This window comes from Paenibacillus sp. FSL M7-1414 (genome assembly GCF_038003195.1).
Taxonomy (GTDB): Bacteria; Bacillota; Bacilli; order Paenibacillales; family Paenibacillaceae; genus Paenibacillus; species Paenibacillus amylolyticus.
Genome location: NZ_JBBOOS010000001.1, coordinates 5,954,898 through 5,980,961 on the forward strand (window position 1 = coordinate 5,954,898; position 26,064 = coordinate 5,980,961).

23 protein-coding genes and 1 pseudogene are annotated in these 26,064 nt (G+C 46.2%); 5 read left to right on the top strand and 19 right to left on the bottom strand.

Annotation, left to right across the window (positions count from 1 at the left end; all coding sequences use genetic code 11):
- Positions 1 to 42 precede the first annotated feature (42 nt).
- From MHH92_RS26160 to MHH92_RS26210, 11 genes are all read right to left on the bottom strand, one after another.
- Positions 43 to 1,098 (bottom strand): serine hydrolase domain-containing protein, encoded by a 1,056-nt coding sequence (locus tag MHH92_RS26160; RefSeq protein WP_340907136.1) that lies wholly within the window; start codon positions 1,096 to 1,098, stop codon positions 43 to 45.
- A gap of 158 nt (positions 1,099 to 1,256) precedes the next feature.
- Positions 1,257 to 1,658, bottom strand: a complete 402-nt coding sequence (locus tag MHH92_RS26165) for a MerR family transcriptional regulator (protein WP_036606833.1) — start codon at positions 1,656 to 1,658, stop codon at positions 1,257 to 1,259.
- 25 nt (positions 1,659 to 1,683) lie between these two features.
- Positions 1,684 to 3,171: an alpha/beta hydrolase family protein gene (locus MHH92_RS26170; protein ID WP_340907137.1), complete on the bottom strand. Its 1,488-nt coding sequence runs from the start codon at positions 3,169 to 3,171 to the stop codon at positions 1,684 to 1,686.
- A gap of 84 nt (positions 3,172 to 3,255) precedes the next feature.
- Positions 3,256 to 4,818 (bottom strand): glycoside hydrolase family 32 protein, encoded by a 1,563-nt coding sequence (locus MHH92_RS26175; RefSeq protein ID WP_340907138.1) that lies wholly within the window; start codon positions 4,816 to 4,818, stop codon positions 3,256 to 3,258.
- A 42-nt stretch (positions 4,819 to 4,860) separates the two neighbouring features.
- Complete coding sequence (locus MHH92_RS26180; RefSeq protein WP_036607075.1) at positions 4,861 to 5,688, bottom strand: carbohydrate ABC transporter permease; 828 nt, start codon at positions 5,686 to 5,688, stop codon at positions 4,861 to 4,863.
- Positions 5,688 to 6,572: a carbohydrate ABC transporter permease gene (locus tag MHH92_RS26185; protein ID WP_036606829.1), complete on the bottom strand. Its 885-nt coding sequence runs from the start codon at positions 6,570 to 6,572 to the stop codon at positions 5,688 to 5,690. Before MHH92_RS26185 ends, MHH92_RS26180 begins: the two co-directional genes overlap by 1 nt.
- Positions 6,573 to 6,719: 147 nt before the next feature.
- Complete coding sequence (locus MHH92_RS26190) at positions 6,720 to 8,045, bottom strand: ABC transporter substrate-binding protein (RefSeq protein ID WP_340907139.1); 1,326 nt, start codon at positions 8,043 to 8,045, stop codon at positions 6,720 to 6,722.
- 145 nt (positions 8,046 to 8,190) lie between these two features.
- Complete coding sequence (locus MHH92_RS26195) at positions 8,191 to 9,171, bottom strand: LacI family DNA-binding transcriptional regulator (protein ID WP_047841620.1); 981 nt, start codon at positions 9,169 to 9,171, stop codon at positions 8,191 to 8,193.
- Between the two features lie 92 nt (positions 9,172 to 9,263).
- Positions 9,264 to 9,707 carry a FixH family protein gene (locus MHH92_RS26200; protein WP_036668090.1) on the bottom strand — a complete coding sequence of 148 codons (444 nt, stop codon included), beginning with the start codon at positions 9,705 to 9,707 and terminating at the stop codon, positions 9,264 to 9,266.
- Positions 9,708 to 9,726: 19 nt separating this feature from the next.
- Complete coding sequence (locus MHH92_RS26205; RefSeq protein WP_340907140.1) at positions 9,727 to 10,176, bottom strand: disulfide oxidoreductase; 450 nt, start codon at positions 10,174 to 10,176, stop codon at positions 9,727 to 9,729.
- 187 nt (positions 10,177 to 10,363) lie between these two features.
- Positions 10,364 to 11,986 carry a copper amine oxidase N-terminal domain-containing protein gene (locus tag MHH92_RS26210; RefSeq protein ID WP_445744720.1) on the bottom strand — a complete coding sequence of 541 codons (1,623 nt, stop codon included), beginning with the start codon at positions 11,984 to 11,986 and terminating at the stop codon, positions 10,364 to 10,366.
- Positions 11,987 to 12,322: 336 nt separating this feature from the next.
- On the opposite strand from MHH92_RS26210, the gene MHH92_RS26215 reads away from it, so the two are divergent.
- Together MHH92_RS26215 and MHH92_RS26220 are read left to right on the top strand one after the other, a co-directional pair.
- Positions 12,323 to 12,529, top strand: a complete 207-nt coding sequence (locus MHH92_RS26215; protein ID WP_340907142.1) for a hypothetical protein — start codon at positions 12,323 to 12,325, stop codon at positions 12,527 to 12,529.
- 201 nt (positions 12,530 to 12,730) lie between these two features.
- Positions 12,731 to 13,837, top strand: a complete 1,107-nt coding sequence (locus MHH92_RS26220; RefSeq protein ID WP_340907143.1) for a stalk domain-containing protein — start codon at positions 12,731 to 12,733, stop codon at positions 13,835 to 13,837.
- 122 nt (positions 13,838 to 13,959) lie between these two features.
- Here the strand turns inward: MHH92_RS26220 and MHH92_RS26225 are convergent, their stop codons facing one another.
- From MHH92_RS26225 to MHH92_RS26235, 3 genes are all read right to left on the bottom strand, one after another.
- Positions 13,960 to 14,616 (bottom strand): hypothetical protein, encoded by a 657-nt coding sequence (locus MHH92_RS26225; RefSeq protein ID WP_340907144.1) that lies wholly within the window; start codon positions 14,614 to 14,616, stop codon positions 13,960 to 13,962.
- A 35-nt stretch (positions 14,617 to 14,651) separates the two neighbouring features.
- Positions 14,652 to 15,704, bottom strand: coding sequence for a hypothetical protein (locus MHH92_RS26230; RefSeq protein WP_340907145.1), 1,053 nt, complete (start codon positions 15,702 to 15,704; stop codon positions 14,652 to 14,654).
- Positions 15,705 to 15,793: 89 nt separating this feature from the next.
- Positions 15,794 to 17,515, bottom strand: coding sequence for a DUF6138 family protein (locus tag MHH92_RS26235; RefSeq protein ID WP_340907146.1), 1,722 nt, complete (start codon positions 17,513 to 17,515; stop codon positions 15,794 to 15,796).
- A 295-nt stretch (positions 17,516 to 17,810) separates the two neighbouring features.
- Here MHH92_RS26235 and MHH92_RS26240 point away from each other — a divergent pair, with 295 nt between their 5' ends.
- Positions 17,811 to 18,053 (top strand): DUF7662 domain-containing protein, encoded by a 243-nt coding sequence (locus MHH92_RS26240; protein WP_036606815.1) that lies wholly within the window; start codon positions 17,811 to 17,813, stop codon positions 18,051 to 18,053.
- A gap of 328 nt (positions 18,054 to 18,381) precedes the next feature.
- On the opposite strand, the gene MHH92_RS26245 is transcribed toward MHH92_RS26240, so the two are convergent.
- The 4 genes and pseudogenes from MHH92_RS26245 to MHH92_RS26255 form a co-directional block, all read right to left on the bottom strand.
- Positions 18,382 to 20,034: an extracellular solute-binding protein gene (locus MHH92_RS26245; RefSeq protein WP_340907147.1), complete on the bottom strand. Its 1,653-nt coding sequence runs from the start codon at positions 20,032 to 20,034 to the stop codon at positions 18,382 to 18,384.
- A gap of 120 nt (positions 20,035 to 20,154) precedes the next feature.
- A complete protein-coding gene (locus MHH92_RS30655; RefSeq protein ID WP_445744721.1) occupies positions 20,155 to 21,012 on the bottom strand; it encodes a helix-turn-helix transcriptional regulator in 858 nt (285 codons plus the stop codon).
- A 447-nt stretch (positions 21,013 to 21,459) separates the two neighbouring features.
- Positions 21,460 to 21,747 (bottom strand): annotated as a pseudogene (locus MHH92_RS30660) (response regulator); the annotation flags it as partial.
- On the bottom strand, positions 21,722 to 23,482 hold the full coding sequence (locus MHH92_RS26255; protein WP_340907149.1) for a sensor histidine kinase: 1,761 nt from the start codon (positions 23,480 to 23,482) through the stop codon (positions 21,722 to 21,724). The pseudogene MHH92_RS30660 and the gene MHH92_RS26255, both read right to left, overlap by 26 nt.
- Positions 23,483 to 23,797: 315 nt before the next feature.
- Between MHH92_RS26255 and MHH92_RS26260 the strand changes: the two genes are divergently transcribed.
- Positions 23,798 to 24,718, top strand: coding sequence for an ABC transporter permease (locus tag MHH92_RS26260; RefSeq protein ID WP_036668173.1), 921 nt, complete (start codon positions 23,798 to 23,800; stop codon positions 24,716 to 24,718).
- A gap of 12 nt (positions 24,719 to 24,730) precedes the next feature.
- Entirely contained in the window at positions 24,731 to 25,609 is an 879-nt protein-coding gene (locus tag MHH92_RS26265; protein ID WP_340907150.1) for a carbohydrate ABC transporter permease, read from the top strand.
- Between the two features lie 45 nt (positions 25,610 to 25,654).
- On the opposite strand, the gene MHH92_RS26270 is transcribed toward MHH92_RS26265, so the two are convergent.
- Positions 25,655 to 25,846: an aspartyl-phosphate phosphatase Spo0E family protein gene (locus MHH92_RS26270; RefSeq protein WP_076328857.1), complete on the bottom strand. Its 192-nt coding sequence runs from the start codon at positions 25,844 to 25,846 to the stop codon at positions 25,655 to 25,657.
- Between the last annotated feature and the right edge of the window lie 218 nt (positions 25,847 to 26,064).

Below are 26,064 nucleotides of genomic sequence, written 5' to 3' on the forward strand. Positions count from 1 at the left end.
GCCGAAGCACATCCTCAGGTGCTCTCTGTTCGTGGTGTTTTTTTATCTCTGCATCATGGCTTCCAGTATTTTATTACCCACAGGGTCCAGCGGCATAAGTGGATAAAGGTCTTTTTTAGTTATAAACTTGAATATCGCATCCAGATATTCATCCACAATAGAGGCTGACCCAAAACAATAATTGGACAATAATACGACGCCTATACTCTGTTCCTTATTTATAGCCAAATAACTGGAGAAACCAAATGTGCCACCGTTATTCCAGAGTATATTCTGATCTGAGATGTTATCACTGAACCAAGCGTAATGATGGGTTGAATCTCCAATCATCACAGACATATGACTTTGTTGTATTGCAGAGGCTGGCGGATGATCTTCATTCAGGTTGGCCTGTACAAATAAACACATATCGTGAAGAGATGACTTGATCGCCCCTGCGCCTTCATGTACACCCGTATCCCAGTGAGGCATCTTTTTCCCCGTTGACGTATGTCCGTCCACAAATCTGCCATTCTGTTCTGCATTCAGCATAGCTGCTGTCTCCGTCATGTTTAATGGACCTGTGATATATTTTTTCAGCAGATCGTCATATGTACTTCCTGATACTTTACATAGGATATAACCAAGTAAGCCCACGCCAGTATTGGAATACTCAAATGAACCCATCTGATCCGTAAAGTCAGCATCCGATAAAAAATCAAGTAAATCATCCTCCGTATAATTTGAATACGGATTGTATCGATTTTTCTTCGAGGACAGGTTTGTGGCAACTCCGGGTAATCCAGAGGTATGTGTCGCAAGACTTTTTAAGGTAACCTTATTCAAATAATCGTTTTTGCCATTGTGTATGTACTTGCCAACCGTGTCATCCGTGGAAAGCAACTGTTGAAGTTCCAATTCTAATAGAAGGATAGATGTAAAAAGTTTGGTTACAGAGCCGATTTCGAACAACCTATGTTCAGGAGCAGCCACGCTCTTCTTTTTGGGATTGCCCAATGAATGATATTCGATATTTCCCTTTGTAATAACGCCAATCTCAAGATGCAGATGTTTCTTTCCTTTGATGTAATCGGATACAAAGCCTTGTAAATCCCTCATAGAAAATGTTACTCCTTTTGTTGGTGTGAGTTTCATTATTGAAATCACGTTAAACACCATTATGTATTGGCAAACTACACTATGTATTCTTTCTAAATCCCCGATTCCCTGCTCAATAGTCCACGCCTGTTTTCTCCTAAACAGGAAAAGAGCCGCGATTACGGCTCTTTCTTCTGCACCCTGAACGATTGAATATAATTGTCGATATCGTCCTCCGGTGTATGCAACAGTCGTGCCAGATTAATCTGCAGCTGTTCCAGATGGTCAATATGCTTCTGAATGTCAGTGATGCGTTCGCGTACAAGGGTTTTTAACGTTTCCTTCTCCATGTCTTCCTGACTGAGTAACTGTAACGTATCCTGTATTTCCTTTAGAGAGTAACCCAGCGACTGGGCATCCTTAATAAATTTAATCTTCACCAAATAATCCTCAGTATACACCCGGTATCCGTTGGAGGAACGACCGGGAGCGGGCAGAATCCCGCTGTCCTCATAATAACGGAGGGTTGCCATACTTACACCGGTACGCTTAGCCAGCTCTCCTCTTGTCATGGTTTCCATAGATACCCTCCATCCTTCTGCTGGGTTATTCCGCTTTTTGGTGACGTAGCTTGGTATACTTGGTATCATAAGTGGCCTCAGGGAATTTAGATGAAGGGCCTTGCAACAACGGCTGCTCCTCCCCCTTCAAATAACGATCAAAGAAGGCCAGCGTATAGGATCTGGTAATATCCACATTATGTTCTGGCGTCATACCTCTGGCAAACATTTTTGGTGAAATTAACGAAATATCCGTAAAGCTTTGATGAAATAAATTCTCCACTGTCAGATAATAGGTATCATTAAGACTGTTTGACATCACCCGATCAAAATCAGGCTCAAACTCGGGATAAAATACTTTATCCTTGGCAGTGGCGTCCGGGTCCAGACTTTTGGCTGTCCCACCCGACATGATATACATAAACGGCTGTTTCAAGTCTGTTGTGGATACTTTACCCCAGAAACCGCCTTCCAAACTAAGTCCTGCTTTGAAACGGTCATCCTGAGCCAGCGCTTCCGCCGTGGTTGCACCGCCGTAAGAGTGACCCAAGATACCGACAGAATCCAGATTAAGCTTGCCTTCGAGCAATTGATTCGGATCATGTGAATTCCACTGTGTGAGAGTGTCCAGTACAAAGCTTGCATCCTCTGCACGAATACCTATACCTTTTATATTATATTGATATAGTTCTCCTGACGTTGCAAATTCAGGGTCAGCCTGATAGGAAACTGCACGTCCATCAGGGAATGTCACTTGTGCTGACGTATAAGGGTGATCTATCCCCACCACAATGTAACCATGGCTAACCAGCTCCTCAATCATCGTCATGCTCTGAAAACGGGCTGAGCGGATACCCGGCGAGAATAGCAAAACCGGATACTTGCTTTGGACGGCGGACATCTCAGTTCCTTGCACCACATGTGTTGGAATGGTATCCAGATAACTGAACACCTGAGACGGAATGCCAAACACCAGACTGATCGCTTCTCCCAGTTCACTAGGGTAATGCTCCAGCGGCAGCCCTTGGGCGGACTTCCGATCCACCGGATACCATACATTAATCATAAGTTCACGTTTGTCTCCAGCCTCGGGTGTTTTGGTCTCTTCGCGAGATTCATCCACCAGGTGTTGAGAGAATGTGCCAATAGCATATGTGCCGGTTGGTTCAGGCATCGTAAAAGCAGGTAAGAGCCAGGTCAGTATGATTGAACCTGCACTGAAGGCCAGAACCAGGATCGATACCAGCGTCATCTTTATTCTTGAAAGACGGTCGGGTCTCCGCACGCTCTGAACATAACGATCACCGCAGTATGATTTCATGACTTGAATGATTAATGTAATGAATAATACAAGTGTGACGATATAGGTTGGTATCATCTGCACGCGAAATGAATTAATCAAGCCATGCAGAAGCACTGCCAGAACCAGAGCTGTGAGTATGCCCACTGTTATTGCCCGGCGCTTCGGAAACACTAGCATGAGTACCGTAGCAGCTACGGTTACCAATACCAAAATCCATTCTAAAATTCTCATTATTCAGCCTCCAATATTTCTTGATAAAAAAAGAATAAACCTTGAAGTATACTTCAAGGTCAAGGCTGAATTATAGATAGAATTTTATCGTGGAATTCGTAAATCCCATTTGCGAAGTTCGGTCAACGTACACGTTCCGGATGAGAAAGCCTTAATACCTGTTGAGCTCGGCCCAGGATAGATCCGCCCTGTCATTACCTGCTCTCCCTGCTGAATGAACACCTCAACGGAGCTGACATCCATAAAAATATGAAGTTCCAGTTTCCCGTCAAGCAGTTCCACTGTCGCAGCTCGTTCTCCGCCCGGCCCTTGTCCGGCCTGCTCGCGATTCAAGCATAAACGACGCTGCTCTACATCATAGGAAATCACGGTTTCTTCATCCTCACCCGTGCGCAGCTTCAGCCCGAAGTGTTGTGCCTGTTCCGCTTCGAATACAGCATACAGTTCGTAACAGTATCCACTGATTCCAAGATCAAGATCATGTCCGTCACCACTTAAATGTATACCATACTGCTCGTTGCCTTCCGACCTGTACTGTATAAGTTCGGGAAGTGGCTGGAATATCAAGCGTTCTCCCCTACGAATTAGTTGTCTCGGCAAAGTCATTGCTCCAGCCCACGCATGGGACTGTTGTGTCGGGATTTCCGTTTCCCACGTATCCATCCAGGCCACCATGATTCGTCGTCCCTGTGCATCAACCATCGTCTGAGGTGCGTAAAAGTCGAAGCCACAGTCCAGCGGAACGTACTGCTCGTACTTCAACACACCCCGGTCTTCATCCAGCGATCCCATCATATAAACGGTCGAATGCAAGTTGCGATAGTTGTCTCCCTGTGCAGGCATGCGCTGCGGAGACATGATCAGCACATCTCGGCCATCCAGTATGAATAGATCTGGACATTCCCAATTGTCACCAAGCGTCCCGTCACTCTGGGCCATAATGTTGACATAACTCCAATCCAGCAAGTCCGTTGAACGATATAACAGAATGACACCTTTGCCAGCAGCATCATTTGATCCAAGGACACAATAGTACACACCGTTTCGTTCAATCACTTTCGGATCACGGAAGTCCTTCGGACTGGTATGCTCTGGGATTTGATCCAGCCGAATGACCGGATTCATCGCGCTTTTGACAAAATCAATCCCATTGTCCGAGACAGCGATATTCTGTGTCTGTAAGTAATCGTTATCCTTGTCGGGTCCAGTCACGACATGTCCCGTGTACATCAGCACCAACTTGCCATCCTGCACGATTGCACTGCCGGAGAAACAGCCTCCACTGTCGTAGCTCTGATCAGGTGCCAGTGCAACAGGCAGATAAGACCATGTAACCAAATCACGGCTCACCGCATGGCCCCAGTGCATCGGCCCCCATACCGGTTCGTAGGGATAATGCTGATAGAACATATGATACATCCCACCGAAGTATATGAAACCGTTGGGATCATTCATCCAGCCCACCTCTGGCATCAAATGATAGACCATTCGATAGGTTGGATCAAGCTGATGTCGATGCTCCTTGATATATGCGTTGGCCCGGGCGAGTGTATAACTCTCCTTCGTTTGAGCCGAAGAACTCATCAGTCCAAGGTCTGTCTCTTGCCTTGTGTCTATGTCCTGCTTCTCGTATCGTTCCTGGTTCATATGTCCTTCACTCCTGTCTCTCTATATATCACCCGACTGAACTTATTTGATTGCCCCTTGCATGACCCCCTGAATAATGTACTTCTGCGCAAACAGATAAACGATGAGGACAGGCAGCAGGGTCAACACCAGACCAGCCATCAATGGACCGTAATCCACTGTGTATGTCCCATAAAAATAAAACGTGGACAGTGGCAGCGTTCGCTGCTCGGATGAAGTCAGCACCAGGGAAGGCAGCAAAAAATCATTCCATATCCACAATACATTCAGTACACTAATCGTTACGGTTGTTGGCAGTAACACCGGGAGTACGATGCGGAAAAAGGTCTGCACTCTGCCGCAGCCATCCATGAGAGCCGCTTCTTCAAGCTCCAGGGGAATACTTTTGATAAAGCCATGGTAGATAAATACGGCGAGCGGACTGCCAAAGCCAATATACATGTAGATCAGCGACCACTTGTTATCCAGCAGGCTGAGCGAGCCGTATATTTTAACCAATGGAATCATAATGGCCTGGAACGGAATAATCATCGCAGCTACCATCAGGAAAAAGAGATACTGATTCACCTTGCTTTTGTGACGAACAAAGTAATGGGCTGTCATCGCCGCAAAAAGAGCAATCAGTAATACACCTGCAATGGTAATAAGCAACGAATTGCTGAATGCGGATACATATCCCATTTTGTCAAACGCATTGACGTAATTATCGAATTGAAAGGAGCTTGGCAAGCCCAGCGGATCGGAGGTAATTGCCTGGTTAGCCTTGAACGAATTGACGATTAGAAGCACAAACGGAAATACAAACAAAATCATCACAATGATTAATGCAATAAACTTCATCCAGTTGAGAATGCGCGATTGTCCAGCCATCATGCCTCGACCTCCAGTTTTTTGCTGAAATAGACCTGGAGCAATGTAATGGCGGCTACAAGGATAAACAGAACAAAGGCTTCTGCCTGACCCAATCCGTAGTCACGAGCAAGAAAGGCCTGCTCATAAACATGCATGGATACCATCTCTGTGCTCTTGAAGGGCCCGCCACTGGTCAAAGAGACGTTCAGATCATACACCATGAATCCCCGTTGCAGTGACAAAAAGATGCATACAATAAACGAAGGAACCATCAGTGGCAATACAATGCGCGCCAGCATTTTGCGATTACTTGCCCCATCAATACTGGCTGCCTCCATAACATCCTTCGGCACATTCATCAGTCCTGCAATGTAGATAACCATCATATAACCGGCATACTGCCAAACGGTCACCACAACGAGAGCCCAGAACGCTTTATCCGGATCAGCTAACCAAGAGGTGGAGAACAGCGTGAGATTCATTTTTTGTCCTGCAAAGACGAGTACCTGATTAAAAATAAACTGCCAGATGAAACCAAGCACGATTCCGCCGACCAGATTTGGCAGGAAAAATCCAGCCCGAAACCAGCCCTGTGCCTTCATTCCCCGAGTTACAACGTAAGCGAGCAGGAAGGCAACCGCATTGGTCAGCACAACGGTAATAAATACGTACTCCAGCGTCATCCCAAATGATTTCCAGAACACGGTGTCCTTGAACACACCGATGTAATTATCCCAGCCAACAAAGTTTTGATCGATGGCAATGCCATCCCAGTTCGTAAACGTCAAATAAATACCATACAAAAATGGAATAATCATCACCGTAGCAAACGCAAATAATGTCGGGCCAGTAAAGATCAGGCGGGTGCGCAGACGTGTCCATAATCCTTTTTCGGTCAGCATTGTCAACCTCCACTCTATCCAAATGATTAGCCTGGCGGTTATACCGGAAACAAGTCGAACAGACCTCGTGTGGAAGCTGTATGTTCACCATCTCCGGCGTACCGCAAGTCTCTCTCTATGTGCTGCACAGGGCTATGATTAATTCCTTTATTTCACGTTGCTCCAGTATGCCTGAATTTCGCTGGCAAGCCCGGCACGGTCAATGACATCAGCCAAGTATTTCTGCATGGATGCACCCAGTTTGGACCAGTGATCCGCAGGAAGTGTACTCATTGATTCCTCGATTTTGCCTGCCTTGATGTATTCACTAATGGATTTGCCAAGCGGATCGGTTGGCTCCAGTGTAATGTTGCTGAATGCCGGAATAATACTGGCTTGATTCACCAGGAAATCCTGACCTTTTTCGTTATAAACAATCCAATCCAAAAATTTCTTCGCTGCTTCCTGCTGCGCTGGTGTGCTCTTTTCCTTATCCAGCAATATTCGTTTGGATACAGCAGCAGAGATTTGCGTATTACCGAAATCATCCGGATTATTGCTCACAGGTACTGGGAGGAAGCCATAATTTCCATCTGCTGTATCAAAGCTTGAAATTTGTGGCCATGCCCAGTTGCCCTGGAACCAGATGCCAACCTCACCCTTGCCAAGCACCTCAGGTCCACGCTCATAAGTTCCGGACAATGGAGAAGCCTTGTCAATATTGTAGGTTTTCATCAGATCAAATGTATCTAACAAGCCATTAAACACGGCGTTGGAAGCAAGGTCCACTTGACCAGCCTTCAGATCAGTAATGAATTGATCCACCTTCGCACGGTCCGCCGACTGCCCACCATATGCAAGCCCCAGATAATGCGCACCAAGCGACCAATCCATCGGAGATACAATCAAAGGTGATTTTCCAGTAGCAGCAATCTTTTGGAACAGCTCCTCAAGCTGTGCAGTGGTCTGTACAGACTTGGGATCGAATGTCCCACCTACTGCCTGATCCAATACATTCTGGTTATAGATGAATCCATATCCTTCAATAGAGAACGGGAAGGCATAATTTTTTCCATCAAACGTTGTAGCCGCTGTGCTGTTCTCCACAGCATCCTTCATCCAAGACTCGGATGTGAGATCCAGAACACGATCCTTGAATTTCTCGACATCCCCTGTGTCCAGCATCATCATCGTTGTAGGGCTGCCGGAGGCATACAAGGCAGACGCTTTTTCAAACGGAGACTGTCCACTGCCTACAGGTACAATTTCAAGTGTGATATTTGGATTTTCGGCATGGAAGTCTTTAGCTGCTTGTTCCAACTGACTGTTAATTTCCGATTTGGAATTGAGCATGGTAATTTTGACACTCTCACTGCTGCTACCCTCTGAAGAGGAGTTGGACTCCGTTGCTGCTTTACTTCCACATGCCGACAATACAAGCATCATAATCAATGACAATACCGATAATTTTATCCATCTCTGTTGTCTTTTCATCTTGTTATGGCCCCCGATCAATAGTTTAAAAGAAAACGCTTACAAATCGAATTATAATGTCAAAGGTTTGACATACGATTTTAAAAAAAATATCGTGCCTTTATTTTTCCGTTGCAAAAGGACGAATATGAAAAAACGACCTGTATCAGGTCGTCTCTCTCTCCACGATGGTAACCGGCAAAATATGCTCCATTTCGATCTTCTCTTCCGCGAGTTGGCGCCGAATCAGATCAATCGCCAGCTTAGCCATGGCCTCCACCGGTTGCCTGATCGTTGTAATGCCAGGCACCGTATACGCTGCCGCACGACTGTCATCATAACCTATAATAGCAATATCGTCGGGTACCTTGCGCCCACCTAACACGATCTGCTTCAGCGCATGCACCGCCATCAGATCACTCGTAACAAAGAGCCCGTCCACCTCGGGGTGTTGTGCAAGCAGCTTATCCACCAATTCTGTATACTGATGCTGATCAAACACATTCAGATCGGTTTCATGAATCATGACCGGTTTGACTCCATGAGCCTGCAAGGTATCAACGAAACCTGTCGTCCGGCGATTGGACAGCATTTGCAATTCCAAATTACCGCAGATATGTGCCAAATGCCGTCTGTTCTTTGCGAGCAGCAATTCAGCAGCCATAACCCCTCCCTGATAGTTATCAGATGAGATAAACGGGATGTCTTCACCGATCTTACGATCAAAGGTCACGATTGGGGAATGCAGATTCATGTACTCATCAACTTCCAGTGTGTGGCTTCCCATAATAATGCCATCCACGCGATTACCCTTGAGCATTTCCACATATTCACGCTCTTTGGAAGGGTCCATGTGGGAATTGCATAACATAATTTTAAATCCATTCTGGTAAGCATGATACTCAACATAGCTAGCCAGTTCTCCAAAAAACGGATGGGATACATCGGGAATAATCAAGCCTATCACATTGGATTGCTTACGCAGAAGAGAACGGGCAATTTCGTTGGGTCGATAGTTCAGTTCGTCCATGGTTTGATACACTTTGTCCCGAGTCTTCTGACTGATATATCCCCGGTTGTTTAATACACGCGAGACGGTAGTTACAGAAACTCCTGCCCTGAGTGCAACATCATGAATAGTTGCCATAACAGCCTCTTTTCCTACAACATTCTTCATACCTTTAACATTATAAACCTATTGTTAAACCTGAACCAAAGCCTTGGTACCCGCCTGCTGCTTCATTCCGCTACAATTCTCGCTCTCGGCATGCTATGCATAGCTCCGTGCGTAACATGGACCTGTACCACATACGTACCTGGTTCTTCAAAGGTATGCTGGATTTCATAATGCCCTTCCTCTGCCTCCTTGGCAGTTATAGCCCCCTGATTCTCCAGTTCGTCCGCTGTCATCATACCTTGTTCCGGAGATACAGAAGGCGGATCATCAAGCTCATTCCAGATCTGGAATTGCACATGGTCAGCATGACTTAACGGTGCATCTCCCTGTGTAAGCTTCACCTGCAACCGTGTTGGTTCATGAAGAGAAGCTTTCTCTGGAACGTCAAGTTTCACTTTGATCATCTCCGGCATCTCGCCCGATTGTGACTGTTCTTCATAAGAGCATCCCACCGTCAGGAGGAGCAGAATAACGAAGGGCATGAACCAACGAGCTTGTCCGCTCATCACCATCTATCCTTTCTTATTAAGAAGATTTTGGTGTTTTGCCGATACCCCACAACATCACGATGATGATAATAAAGGCGATCAGTGCCAGTAATGGAATCGTGATGAAACCAAACCAGTTCAAATAGTCGGTATAACATGGAACCTTACCGCACGCGACGGCATTACCTGTAGCCGAAAAAATACGCTGGATCGTTACATGATATAACGAAATGCCGCCACCGACGAAACTCAGTGGGAGTACGTATTTGGTGATGCCCACGTCATCCTTAAAGTAGGCAATGCCCAGCAAAATCGTTAGTGGATACATGAATATGCGCTGGTACCAGCATAGATCACATGGAAGAAAGCCCTTGATCTCACTGAAATAGAGACTCCCCCCTGTTGCGATAACGGAAACGGCCCAAGCGACAAATAACCGGGTATCCACATGTCTCGCTGGTCGCTCCGATTTTGATGATGTACTCATTCCTCTGTCCCCCTCTTCATTTTGCTTATACCAAATTATCATACATCATTCTAGACTCCATCGGCTATTCAAGCTGTTATGTAGGTCATTACTCGATGATTATACCAAATATTTGAACTTTTGGGTGAATACAAAAAAGCTGCCGTATGGGGCAGCTCTTTTGTTTGATTCATATGAAAACTTTATATTACATCGATTTAGTCAGCGTAATGGAACCATCTTTTTGTGCCCATTTCACGTCCCAGTTCAGAAGTTCAGCAATGAAGCGCAGAGGCACTTGCGTACGTCCATCTTTATTTACAAATACAGTTGCACCCACATTTTTCTTCACGCCGTTTACTTCCATAACGTTGTTGTTCACCCAGAATTCAAGGGTATCATCGCCAGCCATTACCGTTACTTGTTGTGCTTTTTTGTCCCATTTAACCGTTGCACCAATACCTTCACTCAGGAAACGCAATGGAATGTATGTTGTGTTTTTCCAAAGCACTGGTGTAGTATCCATGTTGGTTGTTTTGTCGTTAATTTTCAGCATTTTGCTGTTCAGTTGCATCCATACCGTTGTCATATCTGGCGCTGGTGCAGGTGTTGCTGGCTCTTGGAATTTGTCATTGAATTGAGTCACGATGGCGTTACCCAGAGCTTGACCTACACCAAACATCACTTTGAAGCCTTCACGATTCGTTGTGTACGAAGCATCATAGTTACCTGCTGCATATTGATTCAATACGTTTTGTACTTGATTTTCATGTGTTGTCAGTGCTTGTTGTCCTGCTGCTTTTGGCAGATTACCAGCTGTTGCAGAATCCAGGAATGTAGCGAACTCTGTTGTGAACCCAGCAATACGTTTCTCTACTGCTACACGAGCGGTAGCATCGTTGTTTTTAACAGCTTTTACATAGTCGCTTTGTGCGTTAACGTGGTTCGTTACCCAAATTTTCTCGAAAGCATTGGCACCATCATTACCGTAAACGGAAGCAATTGCTGCTTTGAAGTCAGCTGTGTTTCCAGCTTCAGTTGTAATCAGTGCGTTGGAAGCGGCTGTACGTCCATCAAATTGCTCTTGCATTTGCAGAGCCGAAAGCGCAAAGTGTTCGGAAGCCAAGTGGTTGAGTGCAGATCTCAGATCAGCTGCTTTTGTATCCGCTTTGGTATTTTCGAATTTCTCAGGCATTTGTGTCGTAATTGCTGTGGAGAGAGCCTTACTTACTTCGAACATTTCCTTGAAACCTTCACGGTAAGCCTTGTATGCATCAGCGTAATCTCCAGCTACATACTCATCAAATACTTTTTGCACGAGATCTTCATGTACTTTCAGCGCCTGTTTGGCTGCTGCTTTTGGCAACTTGCCTTCGGTAGCTGTGCTCAGGAATGTGGAGAACTCATCCACGAAACCGTTGATGTTTGCTTGTGCTTGTTTGATTCCAGCCTGGTTGCCCATTTTGGTTGCTTTCACCAGATCATCTGTGTATTTGTTATGAGCGCGGAAGATGCGTTCGAATTCTTTTGCACCTGCGTCACCGTATAGGGAAGCGATTGCTGGTTGCATATCCAGTGCATTCTGGTCGAGTGCTTTGTAGGCTGCATCTGCATCTTTTGCTCCGTCATAGGCTTTCGCCATTGCCGTTACGGCGAGTGCAAAGTGCTCGGACAACAGGTGGTCCAGGTTTGCTCTCAGGTCAGCCGCAGGTGTGTTCACGGATGCTTTCATCATGGTCATTGGTGTCTGTGGTGCGGCAGCTGCTCCAGCGATCCCCGGCATCAACAGTGTCAAGCTAAGTACAGGTGCGATAAACTTCTTCATTTTCATTTTCATTACGTGTTCACTCCTCGATAATGTTGTGTGTATAATTTCTTTCCTCGTCGTCGTCTTCATAGGGTGTAACGCAGGGTTCTCTATTCTGGATCACTCTGTGGGTAAAAAAAATTCGCAACCTTCAGTGAAGAAAGCTGCGAACGCCTGTTGTATCAAGGTTTTTTTGAATTAAAAAAATATAAAATTGTAGTGATCTTTCCGATCCAAGACCACATACATACTGTAATATAGATACTTCATTTTCCTTTATTTCTCAACTAAAGCTTACATCAAAGGTTATCCTGAAGTACAATAAGGACATATCATATTATTCGCGAAGGAGGTCCATTCATGACCTGGTTGCCTTATGTTTTAATTGTGGGTATCGCCTTGTTTGGAGGTATTGCTACCATGATCATCGGTAATTCCAGAGCCAATCAGACCAGCAACCCCGAATATGACCGCCGCACAAAGCAAAACCTAAGCAAACTTTCCTATGTATACGTTGGTGCGATTGTCCTTGGTTTTGGCGGACTAATCCTCTATCTTTTTAACTAAAATGTTTCGATTCGGCAAAGAATACGTTCAAACACGCCAAGCAGCTTCAGTTTTTGTTCTACATTCTCCTGTCTATATACACATGTTTACAAGTTGGAGATAATTCAGAATCATTCTGGATATGTTCGGGGTTTAATATAAAGCCATAAGGGACAGCGAGCCCATTAAACAAAACTAACCCCCAACTTGAAGGAGAGATATATGATGAAAAAAAACATGAAGAAATCCGTAGCAACGATGATGGTACTGGGCATGACATTAACAGGAGCAACGGGTGTATTTGCCGCAACGCAACTGGAGAAAATCTCTGCATACCTTAACCATGGAATCAGCTTTAATGTCGATGGCGCGGCTTACTCACCAACGGATGGCAATGGCAACAAACTTGCGCCAATTACTTATAACAACTCTACTTATCTGCCCGTACGAGCGCTTGCCGATGCACTGCATGTGCCTGTATCCTATGACGGCAAAAAAGGACAGGTCATTATCGGCCAAGCAACAAGCAATCCATCAGCCTTGACGAATGTAACGTATAGCGCAGCACAAAAAGAGGCGATTCAAAAAGCTTTTGCACAATTCGATGGGTTCGAGACAGCTTATGCACCTCAGCAGATGCTCGCAGGTGACACGTTCAAAAGTGTAGGTGCGGGTGGCGACGGCGTCAGTTTTGTTTTCAGCCATATGAAAGTGGATGTGTCTCCAAGAGATTATTCGGACGGTTATACGAGCAAAGACGTGAAACTGTCCAATGGCGTGATCGCCAAATGGTACACACCAGATCAAAAGGGCATGCTCACATTCCAACTGGATGATCGCTACGTTACGCTTAGCTCCCCGGATCATAAGCTGAGCCAAGCTCAGTTGCAACAAGTCGCTGTCTCTGTTCAGAAAGCCAACAGCAACAATGAAGGGATCACTGCATTTGCAGATGTGAACTATAGCAAACAACAATTGGATAACATTCGCAAAGCATTTGCGAAGTTTGACGGGTTCACCACAGCCTATGCCCCACAACATATGGTTGCTGGAGATACGTTCAAAAGCGTAGGTGCGGGTGGTGATGGTGTAAACTTTGTTTTCAATCGTATGAATGTAACGGTATCCCCTAAAGATTACTCGTTCAGCTATGATGGTAAAACGGTAAAACTGCCTAATGGCGTATCAGCCAAATGGTATACACCAGACCAAACGGATATGCTCACATTCAAGCTGGATGATCGTTATGTAACTATCAGCTCACCGAATAACCAATTGACTCACACTCAACTGGAGCAAATGGCAGTATCCGTACAAAAAGTGAAATAAACAAAAATAAACACACATCATTTCGGTCCCACTCTATGAGTTGGGGCTGATTTGATGTGTGTTTTGTATGCTCAAGCTCTGCTACAAAGACCTCTTCCTGTTCTTCTGTCCCTATCCTGCAATTAACTCTCTGCCTTGTTCATGACCTGGCGAAGCCAGTAATACCGATGCAAGTCCATGATAAAATGAAATACCACAAAAGCCAGCATAATGTATACACACATTAGCACAACAGCCACAGTCTGCTGTGTAACAAAGGCCAGTGAAATATTGGCCAGAAGATATGCTCCGCCCGTAATCATCGTAATTGTGGCAACAGGCACACCCGGGCTTTTATCCCCTTTTTTCCGCTGAGGGGGCTGCCGTAGCTTACGCAAATGAAACTTCACGTACTGGAACAAGGCAAAACCATATACGACAAATGATCCAATGACGTACCAAGGTGTCGACAGACCAAGTATCCCGTAGGCAAACTTCTGTATAATCGCCATAAATCCCACAGAACAAACAATGCCAAATACGCCTCGGAACAATACATAATTCAGTTGGAGTCTGCGTGGGGCAGCAATCAGGGCAATAGCCCATATATTCATAAAGGCTAGCGGTGGCAAGAGAATATACGCATACAGCGATTGGAACGGGACACTGAACACGGGAATAAGCAGAAATACGTTAAGAAAAAACAGGACAAGTATGCCTGCACTCAGCCGAATACCATCTACCGCATAGATAACATAAGGTGAATCATCATACGGTTTTGAACGTTTATTGTTCGCCATTATAGCTCTTCCTTGATAGATTCGTTTCGTCATGACTACAATGCCAGTTCAGCCAAACGAACAACCCTACGATACACCATCGCATCCATCAAATCCTCCCAGTCAAGTTCACTGGCATTAACGTCTCGATAATAGACCGCAGCAGCAGGCAAGAAACCAACCAGCGGCCCTGTACCACCACATATCAGGCTACCGCCGTCTCCGCCTTTGGGCATCACATCCCCAGCCGAATCCAGTGTAAGCTCATACTTGTAGGGATCACCCGCAAATTGCACTCCGAAGAAATTTGGCATTTCCAGATCATAAAGACGATCATCCTTTTCTTCTACCTGTGAAGAGGCCGGCTCTGCCGATCCATCCACAATCTCATTCGTGCCTTCCAGACTTCCAAAGTGCTTCAATCTCAACGTATAGTCGAAGCTGTCTCCCCAGGGAAATAACGTGCGACAACCGCCGCCATAGATATACTCCCATTCGTCTTCGGTCAGCAAACCAAAACCCGCCGCAGCTTCCTCCCTCACAACGTCTTCCAACTCTATTCCTTCGTTGAACCACAGGATTCGGACTTCATTCTCACTTTGGCGAATCAGACGAAATTGTTGATGCAATTCATATTCACGTATTTCCGATTGCTTAAACTGCTCCAGTGCTGCGGGAAAATCAGGATCTTCTTGCGCGTGTGCTTCCTCCTCAGATACTTCAATCCAGCCAAGTGAAATGAGTTCGCATTCCACAAGCATCGGCGCAATGTTGACCGTTCTTACAGGTGACATTTGACTCGCCAGAAACGAATCCACGTCCTCCACACCATACTCACTGACCGTTTCATGCAGGTCGGCTGAGGTCTCTTCGTTCATACCATGCTGCCAACGATCCCAGCCGAGCGTTACCCGATCCCCAGGCACAAACACAAATCTTAGCCCATCCTCCGTAAATACACCTGTCTCCATCCGCTGACCAAATCGTTCAAATGTCTCGAGACCCTCATATACCATACTGTCTGGTAATTGACGGACAAACTTACGCATCCATGCCTCTTTGTCCTGAGCATTCAACGCCTGCCACATGTCTCGTCTCAATGCCTCCACAACTTCCCCCACCTTTCCTTGTGCACTTTCACTTCTCTAAAATGTTTTACTGACTGGCACAGCACAATCTTACTTGTGTTGTTTCATTTTTATTTCCCTGCGGCCTGCAACAGTTCCAGCAATAATTCCTTCCGTCTTCCCTCCGCTTTGCGAGCGAGCGTTGAGAGCTTCTCCACCTTGCCAAAGATCGGATAGAGTACACGTTCCGCTTCATAATACTCAAGTTTTTGAATCTGTCTAACCAACAGTTCGAGTATTTCCTCATTCTCCAGCTCGGGCTGAATCTTCAGCTTCAGACTATCAGTCGAACGACGCAAACTGGCGACTAACGCAGGTATGGCTTTAGCTGTTACACCCTGTTTTTCCACAAATGCCGCAATGAACTTATCCTGAATCAACTGATGCTCATCATCCACTTCGCCCATGTAATATTCAACCAGCGGGAAATACCGCTCATCCACGAGCCCCAGCCCAAAGGTTGCATAACTGCCTGGCATACAGCTTTTCTCTCCCTCGGCATCCTCGTAGAACTCAAACTCCTGGATAGCCTCATGCGCATACTCTTCCAGGAGTGGATGCAGCTCCGGGTACTCCAGTGTATTGGCAAAGAATCGGTGGGTATCCGACTTCGCGAGTCCCTTGATCGGCAAATACTGCTTTACGCTGGACTTGAGCTTGATCTTATAACCTTTCGGAAAGCCCTGTTTCAATAAATGAATGATAAAGGTAAGTGCCTGCTGATAGGCACCCGACTCTTCCTTACGAATGTGAATGGTCATCAGGGCAAATACATCATTTGCTTTGCATTCTACTTCTTCCGTTTTCACATGAATATCGTCCTTCGCATACGTCCCGCTACCTTCTGTCATCATACGTGCCGCACGTTTGCTACCGAGTTGCTTCGCGAGTTCCAGAAAAGTCACACCTTTGGGTTTGCTATAACTCGGCTCAAAACGTAGAATCATGACCGCTGCGTATAACAGCAGATCGATTGGTTGAGTCCCGGATGTTTGCTGCTTCCCGTGCTCGTCCGAATGTTGGCCTGTTTGTGTTTCAACGTTCGATTGAAGCGTTGCTCCTGGTTTTAGTGAATATTCATTGGTACGATAAGGCGAAGACTGTACATCATAATACTGTGGCAAAAACTGATTCTCCACCCATGCCGTCACTGCACGAGTAATCTCACCACGATGTTCCGCAAGTGCATCCGGACGCCCCTGATTCAACTCTTGAATCCGGTCATACAGCCTGATGGTCCATGCTACATCCAACTCCGGGAACAGCTTTGGATCGAGTAGATGACTCGTCAAAAAGAAGGATTCCAATGGCTTCGTTGGATATGTACTGTTCTCCAGCTTCTTGTCTACATAGGTGTGAATACGCTCAAGGAGAAGCTGTCTTTTCTCTTCGTTTATCCATTCCAATAAAGTCAGTTGCAGCTTACCTTCGATTGTTGGGAATTTCCCTCGCAAGGTGAAGCGGTAGTCAATCAACGGAGTATCTGCCAGCTTGTCCAATCTTTCCTGAACAACCTCAACAAGCTTAGGCCCGATCTCGTTCCGTACCTGTTCCTCGGTAAAGGATCCTGCCTGCTTTGATTTCACATCATCATCATCATCCAAACCCAGATCCAGGCTGTCTACCGTGGTCCGTCCAGGTCTGTAATCCAGCACAATATCATTAAAAATACCCATTTGCAGCGTGGTTCGCTTCACAACACTTTCCAAGTCATCCCGCTTTTCCTGTTCATCAAACCATTCATGGATCGTCGTCATCATCTCTTCCATCGCCTGATCATAAAGTGTACTCATCTAATCTCCTGCCTTCCCATGCATCTAAAGTTCACCAACTACACTTGAACCTCTATTCATCCCGGATTAGTCCGAGGTATCTATGTTATAAATACGTATTGATGTTCGTATATTACCTATTATTTTACTCTCTCAAGTACAATCGGAACAATAAGGCTTACGCACGGTTGTTCGCTAGTCAAAGAGATCTACGGATTCCTTTTTTTTCATAACTATGTACGCTCTCGGTATGCCCTCGCTATCGTCATCCCCACGTTGTATAATCATTGTATTCCTTTTCAGGAGGTCTGACTAAATGAGCTACAGCAAATACTTCCCCTTGGAAAACTATTTGAATCAAGTTTCAATCACCCTTACATATGCAGAGCTTGAGGAGATTCTCGGATTTACGTTACCCCCTACAGCGTATAATCGCGAACAATGGTGGGTGAATAATTCCAATAATCATACACAAGCACTATCCTGGTTAAATGCCGGATGGAAGGTGGAAAATGTGATTTTAGGAAAACAAGTAACTTTTGTGCGCTGCGAGTCATAATCGATCTGTACGATATAGATTGAACTAAAGGTTATTCACACTTACCACTCCAATGACAGAACAACCTTCCGATCACTGTTATCCCCAGATTTTTTTCATTCACTCTTACAAAGGTAAAAATCTATGGATAAAGGCGACCGCTTCGCTTCTTCAGGTTGATTTCTGCCCTCTTCGTTCTCGTGTGAATGTTTTAGTTCAATATATATAGATTATTGGTATCCACTTCATAGGCTCTATTTTTCTTATCCTTGTTGTTTTTTGTCATTAAAATGCCTACTAAAAAAGCAGGGTAGACTGATGAATTCATCAGTCTACCCTGCTTTGTAAATTAATTAACTGTCTTATACCACTCGTTCACTTCGGCGGTAATATCATCGCCGCCCATGGATTTCCACTTCGTCACAAACGCATCAAATTCCTCAATGCCCACCTGACCATAGATGATCTTGCTGAACGTATCCTTCTCCAACTTGTCGATTGCGTCCTTCTTCATTTTCATCGTCTCGGTTGGTGCCCCGGTGAACTTGTTCTTGATCGCGTTATCTTTATTCGCAACGACCACCTCAGCGGCTACAAATACTTCCGGTTTGTTGGCAATCTTCGTATTTTTCTCAAAAGGAGTCTCCGGTTCCTTGCCCTTCGCAAGTTCCGCCAGCGTATCCATCATGAGATTCGGAATCCGTGCACCATCATACGTAATCGTATATTTGAGTGGTGATACGCCGTCCTTCACTTCAGCTTCACCAACGACTTTGCCATCCACGATGTCATAGTCATATCCTTGTGCGAAGCCATGTTCGAACTCGCTGCCCACTTCCGGATTAGCAAAGTTGTCGAACAGATAATTTTGGTACGTGAAGAAAATCTCCGGGTTCGCCATGTCTTTGTTAATCAGTACAACGCCGTTACTTGCACCAGAACCATGCTGGTGGCTCTCACCTGTTGGTCCTGTAGGTAAAGTAATGGCCTTGTACGTGGCACCGTCCACATTTTTCTTCACATCATCAATCGGCCAGTTTGGCATCCAGTGTGGTCCCACGATAATGCCAGCTTTGCCTGCGGTGAACAGTTCTGCTGCCTTGATCTCGTCATAGACACCCGCTTCTTTGGGCAGGTAACCTTTGGACAACCAATCTTTCATCGTTGCTAGACCTTCCTTCACCCCTGGCTGGATGGAGCCATATTGCAGTGTGCCGTCTCCAGCATCATTCCACTGTCCAGGCATCGTGTTGTACATGCCGAAGATCCAGCCGGATTCCGTCATCCAGGTATTGAGCGCATTTTTCATGCCCACGGTCAGACCATACGTATCTTTCTTGCCGTTCCCATCCGGGTCTTGATTCGTAAAAGCATCCATGACCGTAACCAGCTCATCCATGGTTTTTGGTTCTTCCAGTCCCAGCTTCTTCAGCCAGTCTTCCCGGATAAACATGACCGAATCACCGTTGTAAGCATAATCGAAGATTGGAATGCCATAACGCTCGCCCTCATACATGTATGGATACCATTCCTCGGATGCTGATTCGGATGCCTGTTTCCATGTGTCCGAAGCATATTTGTCAAACAACTCGCCTGCATTGGCAAATTTGCCGGACTCAATTAATTCCCGGACCAGATTGTAGTCTCCCCGAATGGAGACGATATCCGGCAGTTCTTCGTTAGCGGACAGGGACAAGCGTAATTTCGTGTAAAATGCATCATTGGTCACCGATACAGCCCATGGCGTAGTCAGATCGATGCCAAGCCGTTCCTTGGCCCATTTGGTATGCACGTTGTTCTGTGCCGTTTCCCCATTCTTGAACTTCGTGTCATCATTCCAGGCCCGCAAATAACTCATCTGTACCGCCGGTTCATACTTCCCATCTTGCAGAGCAAGTGGTGCAGCTGCTTCCTTCGCCGGTTCTTCCTTGGCCCCCGAACTACATGCCGTTACAGCAACCATCGTGATTGCGAGCAATGCCGTCATCATTTTTCTATACATGAACTAACCCCTCCTCAGGTAACTTGGATACCCTTATGTGCCAAATGCACCTTACATGAAAAGGATAGTGCAGCCGGGGAGGCAAACATATATCACAATTTCAATGTTCATATTGATTTGTTAACCGTTCCGAAAATCCTGCGGGGTCAGTCCATAATGTTTGCGGAACACCTGAATGAAATAAGGCGTGTTGTTGTACCCTACTTCCTGACCGACTTCATAGATCTTCATCGCCGTATGCTTGAGCAAATGAACCGCACGTTCCATTCTGGAACGGATAATATAATCACTAATGCCTTCACCTGTGGATTGTTTGTACATTTTCGACAGATATACCGGGTGCAGATGCACCTCTCCGGCAATGACCTGCAACGATAGATCCTCGCCTAGATGATGGTCAATCCATTGCTGCACCTGCCGAATCAGCGTTGATCCGGCATCCTGTCCCGCATCGCTTGTGCTCTCTTCCCACTGCTGCATCACACTTCTGGTCCACGTTTCCAAACTACGCAGCGAGATGCCATAACCGTCTTTAAGCAACTGCTGGTACTGCTCACCAAGCACTTCGGTTAACTGCCTTCCTTCCCGATGAGCCATATAGGAGAATGCCGCCGCCAAATAATGAAAAGCCACATACACATGCTCCGGGAACACACTGTTCGACAGTTCGGCAAAGATCTGATCAATCTTATGGTGTGCATCCTCCATGCGCCCGGCTTCCAGTAACGTCGTCAGACCCGGCGGTTCATACAGCGCTGCAAGAGACTTCAACGTGGCCCCATTGGTTCCTGCCGCCGCATTCAGATGTAATCCTTTTCCCGCCTCGGCTTGCTTTCGAAGCGCACTCACGGCTTGATGATATAGCTGCGGCACCTGATCTGGGAAACGTCCCATACGACTAACGGACAAGGAAATGGTCGCGTTCAGATACTGCCTCACACTATGGATCAACCGCTCTCCAAGTCGGCCCATTAGCATTTCCGGTTCGGCCTGAGTTTGTTTGGGACTGGCCATGAAGACCAGATCATCATAGGCGTCATCCGTATGGCAGAGATGATAGGTACTGCCGTAGATCTCTTCCACCACATTTGAGATGGCATACTTCATCAGTCGAAACGCTTTATGTGTAGGTTGATGGTCATCATACCGGATGAGCAGCAGTTGCATTTTATCCTGTGGACGGAACCCGATCTCCAATTGCTCCAGCTTGCCTTCGAGTTCAGCATCCGCAAATTTATGCCCTAATAATACATCCTTCATCAGCTCCGCTCGCTTCTCAGGCAGATGTTCCCTTACCGAATACATGGCCCGCTGATGCAGCAATTGTTTCTCACCCTCTAGGCGAATCTGCACTGCGGCCTGCTGCACGGATTCGATCAGTTCCTCATCTCGGACCGGCTTGAGCAGATAACTGACTGTCCCATGTTTGAGCGCCTGCTTCGCATAATCGAAGGAAGCATGCCCCGATAAAATAATACATTTGGTCTGTTCCCACTTTTGCCTGATGTGACTGACCAGATCCAGACCAGACATACCCGGCATACGGATATCCGTGATAATAATATGGACCTGATGTGATGCCATATGTTCCAAGGCTTCTTTGACTGAATAGGCTTTGAATACCTGACCAATCCCGTGTTCTCTCCACGGTATCGAGACAGCGATCGACTCTACTGCCGAATGTTCATCATCCACGACCATCAGATTCATCATGCGGTTTTTCCTCCTCAAACCATCGAATTTCTACACTAAGTCCACCATAGGGAATCGCTCCAAAATGAAGCCCGGACGACAGCCCATATCGCGTAACGAGACGCTGGTGCACATTCCATGTGCCTGTTCCAATCTCCTCACCCATCGGTTCATTGATCTCCCGTTCCAATTCGGCAATCTCTTCTGCTGTCAGCGTGACACCATCATTGTCAACAAACAGGCTATATCTTGTATATTTCCGACCCTCAATATGTTCGGGTACCGCCATCCCCGTTACGACGACATGCCCACTGCCCTCCATCGGCTCAATGCCATGGATCACCGCATTCTCTACGATGGGTTGAATGAGCAGTCGCGGAATGTGAAGCAACATCAGTTGCTGCGGTACGGCAATCTCGTAGGTCAGCCGGTTGGTCCGCATCTGTTGAATGGACAAATAATGGTCCAGCAGCCGGATTTCTTCCTCTACTGTCGTCATATCATTCTCGCCCCGCGTAATGTAGCGATAGTAGTCTCCCAGACTTAGCGACATGGCAATAACGGCTTCACGGTTGCCGAGCTGGGTCATATTTTTGATATAAAACAGGCAGTTGTACAGGAAATGCGGATTGATCTGTGATTGCAGATGTTTCAATGTTGCTTCCCGCGAGCGAATACGTTCCTCGTATACCTTCTCGATCAGTTCCTGAATCTGCTCTGCCATATGGTTGAAGCTCTGGGTCAGGTACGCAAATTCATCACGGGAGTGATCAACCGGAATCCGTGTGGACAGCTGCCCTTTACGAATCTGTTGCAGCCCTCTCATCAAACGATGGATGGGCACCTGGACTTTTCGATACAAAAGCAGTGCAGCCCCGATACTCAGCACGAGCAGTAACAGAATGGAGGTAATAAACATATTTCGGCTCTTGTCCATTGGGGTCAGCAAATCATCCAATACCACAGGGTTCACGTATACCGCTTGCAGTTGTTTGGAGTGCACGTAACTGACCAGATATTGTTTACCGCCCACCTCCAGCTGATGATTGCCTTCCCTCTCCGGCCCGTTAAAGGGGATATCACGTATGATCGCTTCGACCAATTCGGGGTCCGCCGTACGATTCAGCAACGGATCATTACCTGGTACCAGCAAGAAAGGATCTCCTCCCTGCGTTTCTTTAAAATCATCCAACATGGCAACCACATTCATCGGGTCAAAATTAATCTCCATCACCGTTCGCACGCCTGTATTCATCGGTTTTTCATTCCACTCGTAGTTATCCGTGAAAAAGTAGGTGAAACTCCCCTTCTCCAGCTGCCATTGGCCAGGTTGCGGGAACGTCAACATTTTCTCATCGTAGACCGTCCGGCTGGACATGGTGGATAACACAAGTTCCGCTTGTGGCAGCACAATGGTAATATCGTTCTTCCAGCGGCTGGTGGACTGGTACAACGATAATTTGTCGAGAATATCCAGATAGATACTGTTTTTCTCATATTGGCTGGTGGAGTCCGTCATGTAACGGTAATGCAGGATACTCGGATCTCGCAACAATGTCAGACCATACAGCGAGAGCTGCTCGATATTTTTATCCACCTGGGAACTGAAATAATTGAACTGGTTCAGACTCGACTGTTGTTTCTCTTCAACGACCATGTCCACATTTGCCTGGTTCGCATACGTATAGAGCAGCAGAATGGGTACTAGCAGGCAGATTAAAAGAATGACCGTCTTCGCAAATACTGTGAATTTCATTGTTTCACCCTGTCCCTGAATTTGAAGTCGTTCTACACCGAAGTCCTATTTTATATTGAAAGCCCTTACAATTCTATATGATTTTTTGTTCTCCCGTTTTCCTGTGACTTGAAGACCTCTGTTTCCTCAACAAGTTAATATTTCAACATCCGCATTGAAATGTTGTTCTATAGTCGACCTTTCTCCGTTGCTATAATTCAGTTGCTCCACTCTGTACAGAGGCTTATTCGCCTCACTTTTAGGGCTGGACGAGATAAAGGAGGGACCCTGATGGCTATCGAACAACCGTTAACAACCAATACGCCGGTGCGAAAAATGACACCCCATCCACGCAAACGTACCCGCTGGAATTTCAAACGCACATGGCCGCTGCATCTAATGCTGTTGCCTGCTGTACTGCTCACTTTACTGTTCGCCTATGTGCCCATGGGCGGCATTATTATTGCTTTTCAAGACTTCAAACCGTGGCTGGGATTCACTGGATCCAAATGGGTGGGCTGGGACAACTTCCGGTTCATGTTCGAATATCCCGACAGCGTTCAGGTCATCTGGAACACGGTGCTGATTGCTTCGATGAAAATTGTGGCCGGACTTGTGGCCCCCGTGGTGTTCGCCATTTTGCTGAATGAGGTTCGGAACTCTACGTTCAAACGTTTCTCACAGACCTTGGTGTATCTGCCCCATTTCCTGTCCTGGGTTGTCCTGGGCGGCATTCTGCTCGACATGTTATCACCGGAAGGTGGGCTGGTAAACCAGGTGTTAGCGGCGGCTGGCGTTGAGCCGATCTTCTTTCTGGGGGATGGCGACTGGTTCCGTGTAACGGTGGTTGTCAGTGATGTGTGGAAGGAGTTTGGATTCGGGACGATTGTATTTCTGGCAGCACTGGCGGGTATTAACCCGGCATTGTATGAGGCTTCGGAGGTGGATGGGGCAACACGACTTAGACAGACATTACATATTACCCTGCCTGCACTCGTACCGATGATTATCGTGGTAGGTACGTTATCGCTGGGCAACATCCTGAATGCAGGTTTTGACCAGATCTTTAACCTGTACAATCCACTGGTATATGAGAAAGGCGATATTATCGATACCTTTGTTTACCGGATGGGAATTCTGAATGGCAAAATGAGCTTTGCGACCGCTGTTGGACTATTCAAATCATTTGTCGCGATGTTCCTGGTCATCTCTGCGTACCGGATGGCGTACAAAATCGCCAATTACCGTATTTTCTGAGGAGGAATCAAGGTGTATCACAAAACAACCGGGTACCGTATATTCAATGGTTTTAACCTGATATTCATCGCGGCCGTCTCGATCCTGTGCATCCTGCCGCTGGTCCATATTCTGGCCGTTTCCTTCAGTGGTAAAGCGGCAGCATCCGCCAATCTGGTGACACTGTGGCCCATAGATTTTACGGTGGACGCCTACACCAAAACATTTGGTAACAGTAACTTTCTCAGTGCACTCTGGATTTCAGTCCAGCGTACTGTTCTGGGAACACTGCTCAGTATGACACTTGTCTTCCTGACGGCTTATCCGTTATCTAAGGAAAGTCTGCATTTCAAGGGACGTTCATTATATGCGTGGTTTTTCATCTTCACGATGCTGTTTAGCGGGGGATTGATTCCATCCTATATTTTGATCCAGAAGCTTGGGCTGATTAATACGATGTGGGCTCTCATTTTGCCAGGCGCGGTGGCTGTCTGGAACCTGATTCTCATGATGAACTTTTTCCGCAACGTGCCAAAAGAGCTGGAAGAAGCCGCATTTATCGATGGAGCCAACCATATCACAACTCTGTTCAAAATCTATCTGCCTGTTTCCATACCCGCCATTGCGACGATTTCTTTATTCACGATGGTAGGTCAGTGGAATTCCTGGTTCGACGGGCTGATCTATATGAATGATGCTTCCAAATATCCACTAGCCACGTTAATGCAGACCATTATCGTTCAGCAGGATTTCTCTAACATGAACGTGGATGCAACGCAGCTCCAGAACATGTCTCAACGTACGGTGAACGCGGCTCAGATCTTTATTGGCGCTCTGCCGATTCTGCTCGTATATCCGTTCTTGCAGCGTTTCTTCGTAAAGGGAATTGTGCTCGGGGCGGTAAAAGAGTAAGGCAAACACACGGAATCCCTTCTTGGAATTCTTTGTTCAGAAAGATCATGATTTCAGTTGATTCGAGATCTTTCTCCCGCGAGTTGCGTTGTTATATTCATTAATTAACTCATCCAGCACCATGGATTGGCGAATAACCTCCGGATGCCATAGTTCCGGGTATTGAGCTGCAATCTGGTAGAGCCTTTGCCGTGCATGTTCGATACATTCCTGAATGGTTTCCGGATTATGTACCATACTCCCGCCCCCTGTTGTCCTTGAATTTCATCATCCAAAAAAGACCATCTAATATAATATTCGGAACAAGAGGGGATTTGGATTACCCCAAAATTAAAATTTTGGTTATTTTTTCTTGTAAAAGTTATGATTAGCGTGGATCACATGAGTTGATGTGCATATATGTTCAATACAAATAAACCGGATCGGCTGCGCCTGTCCGGTTTTATTCCTGCTGA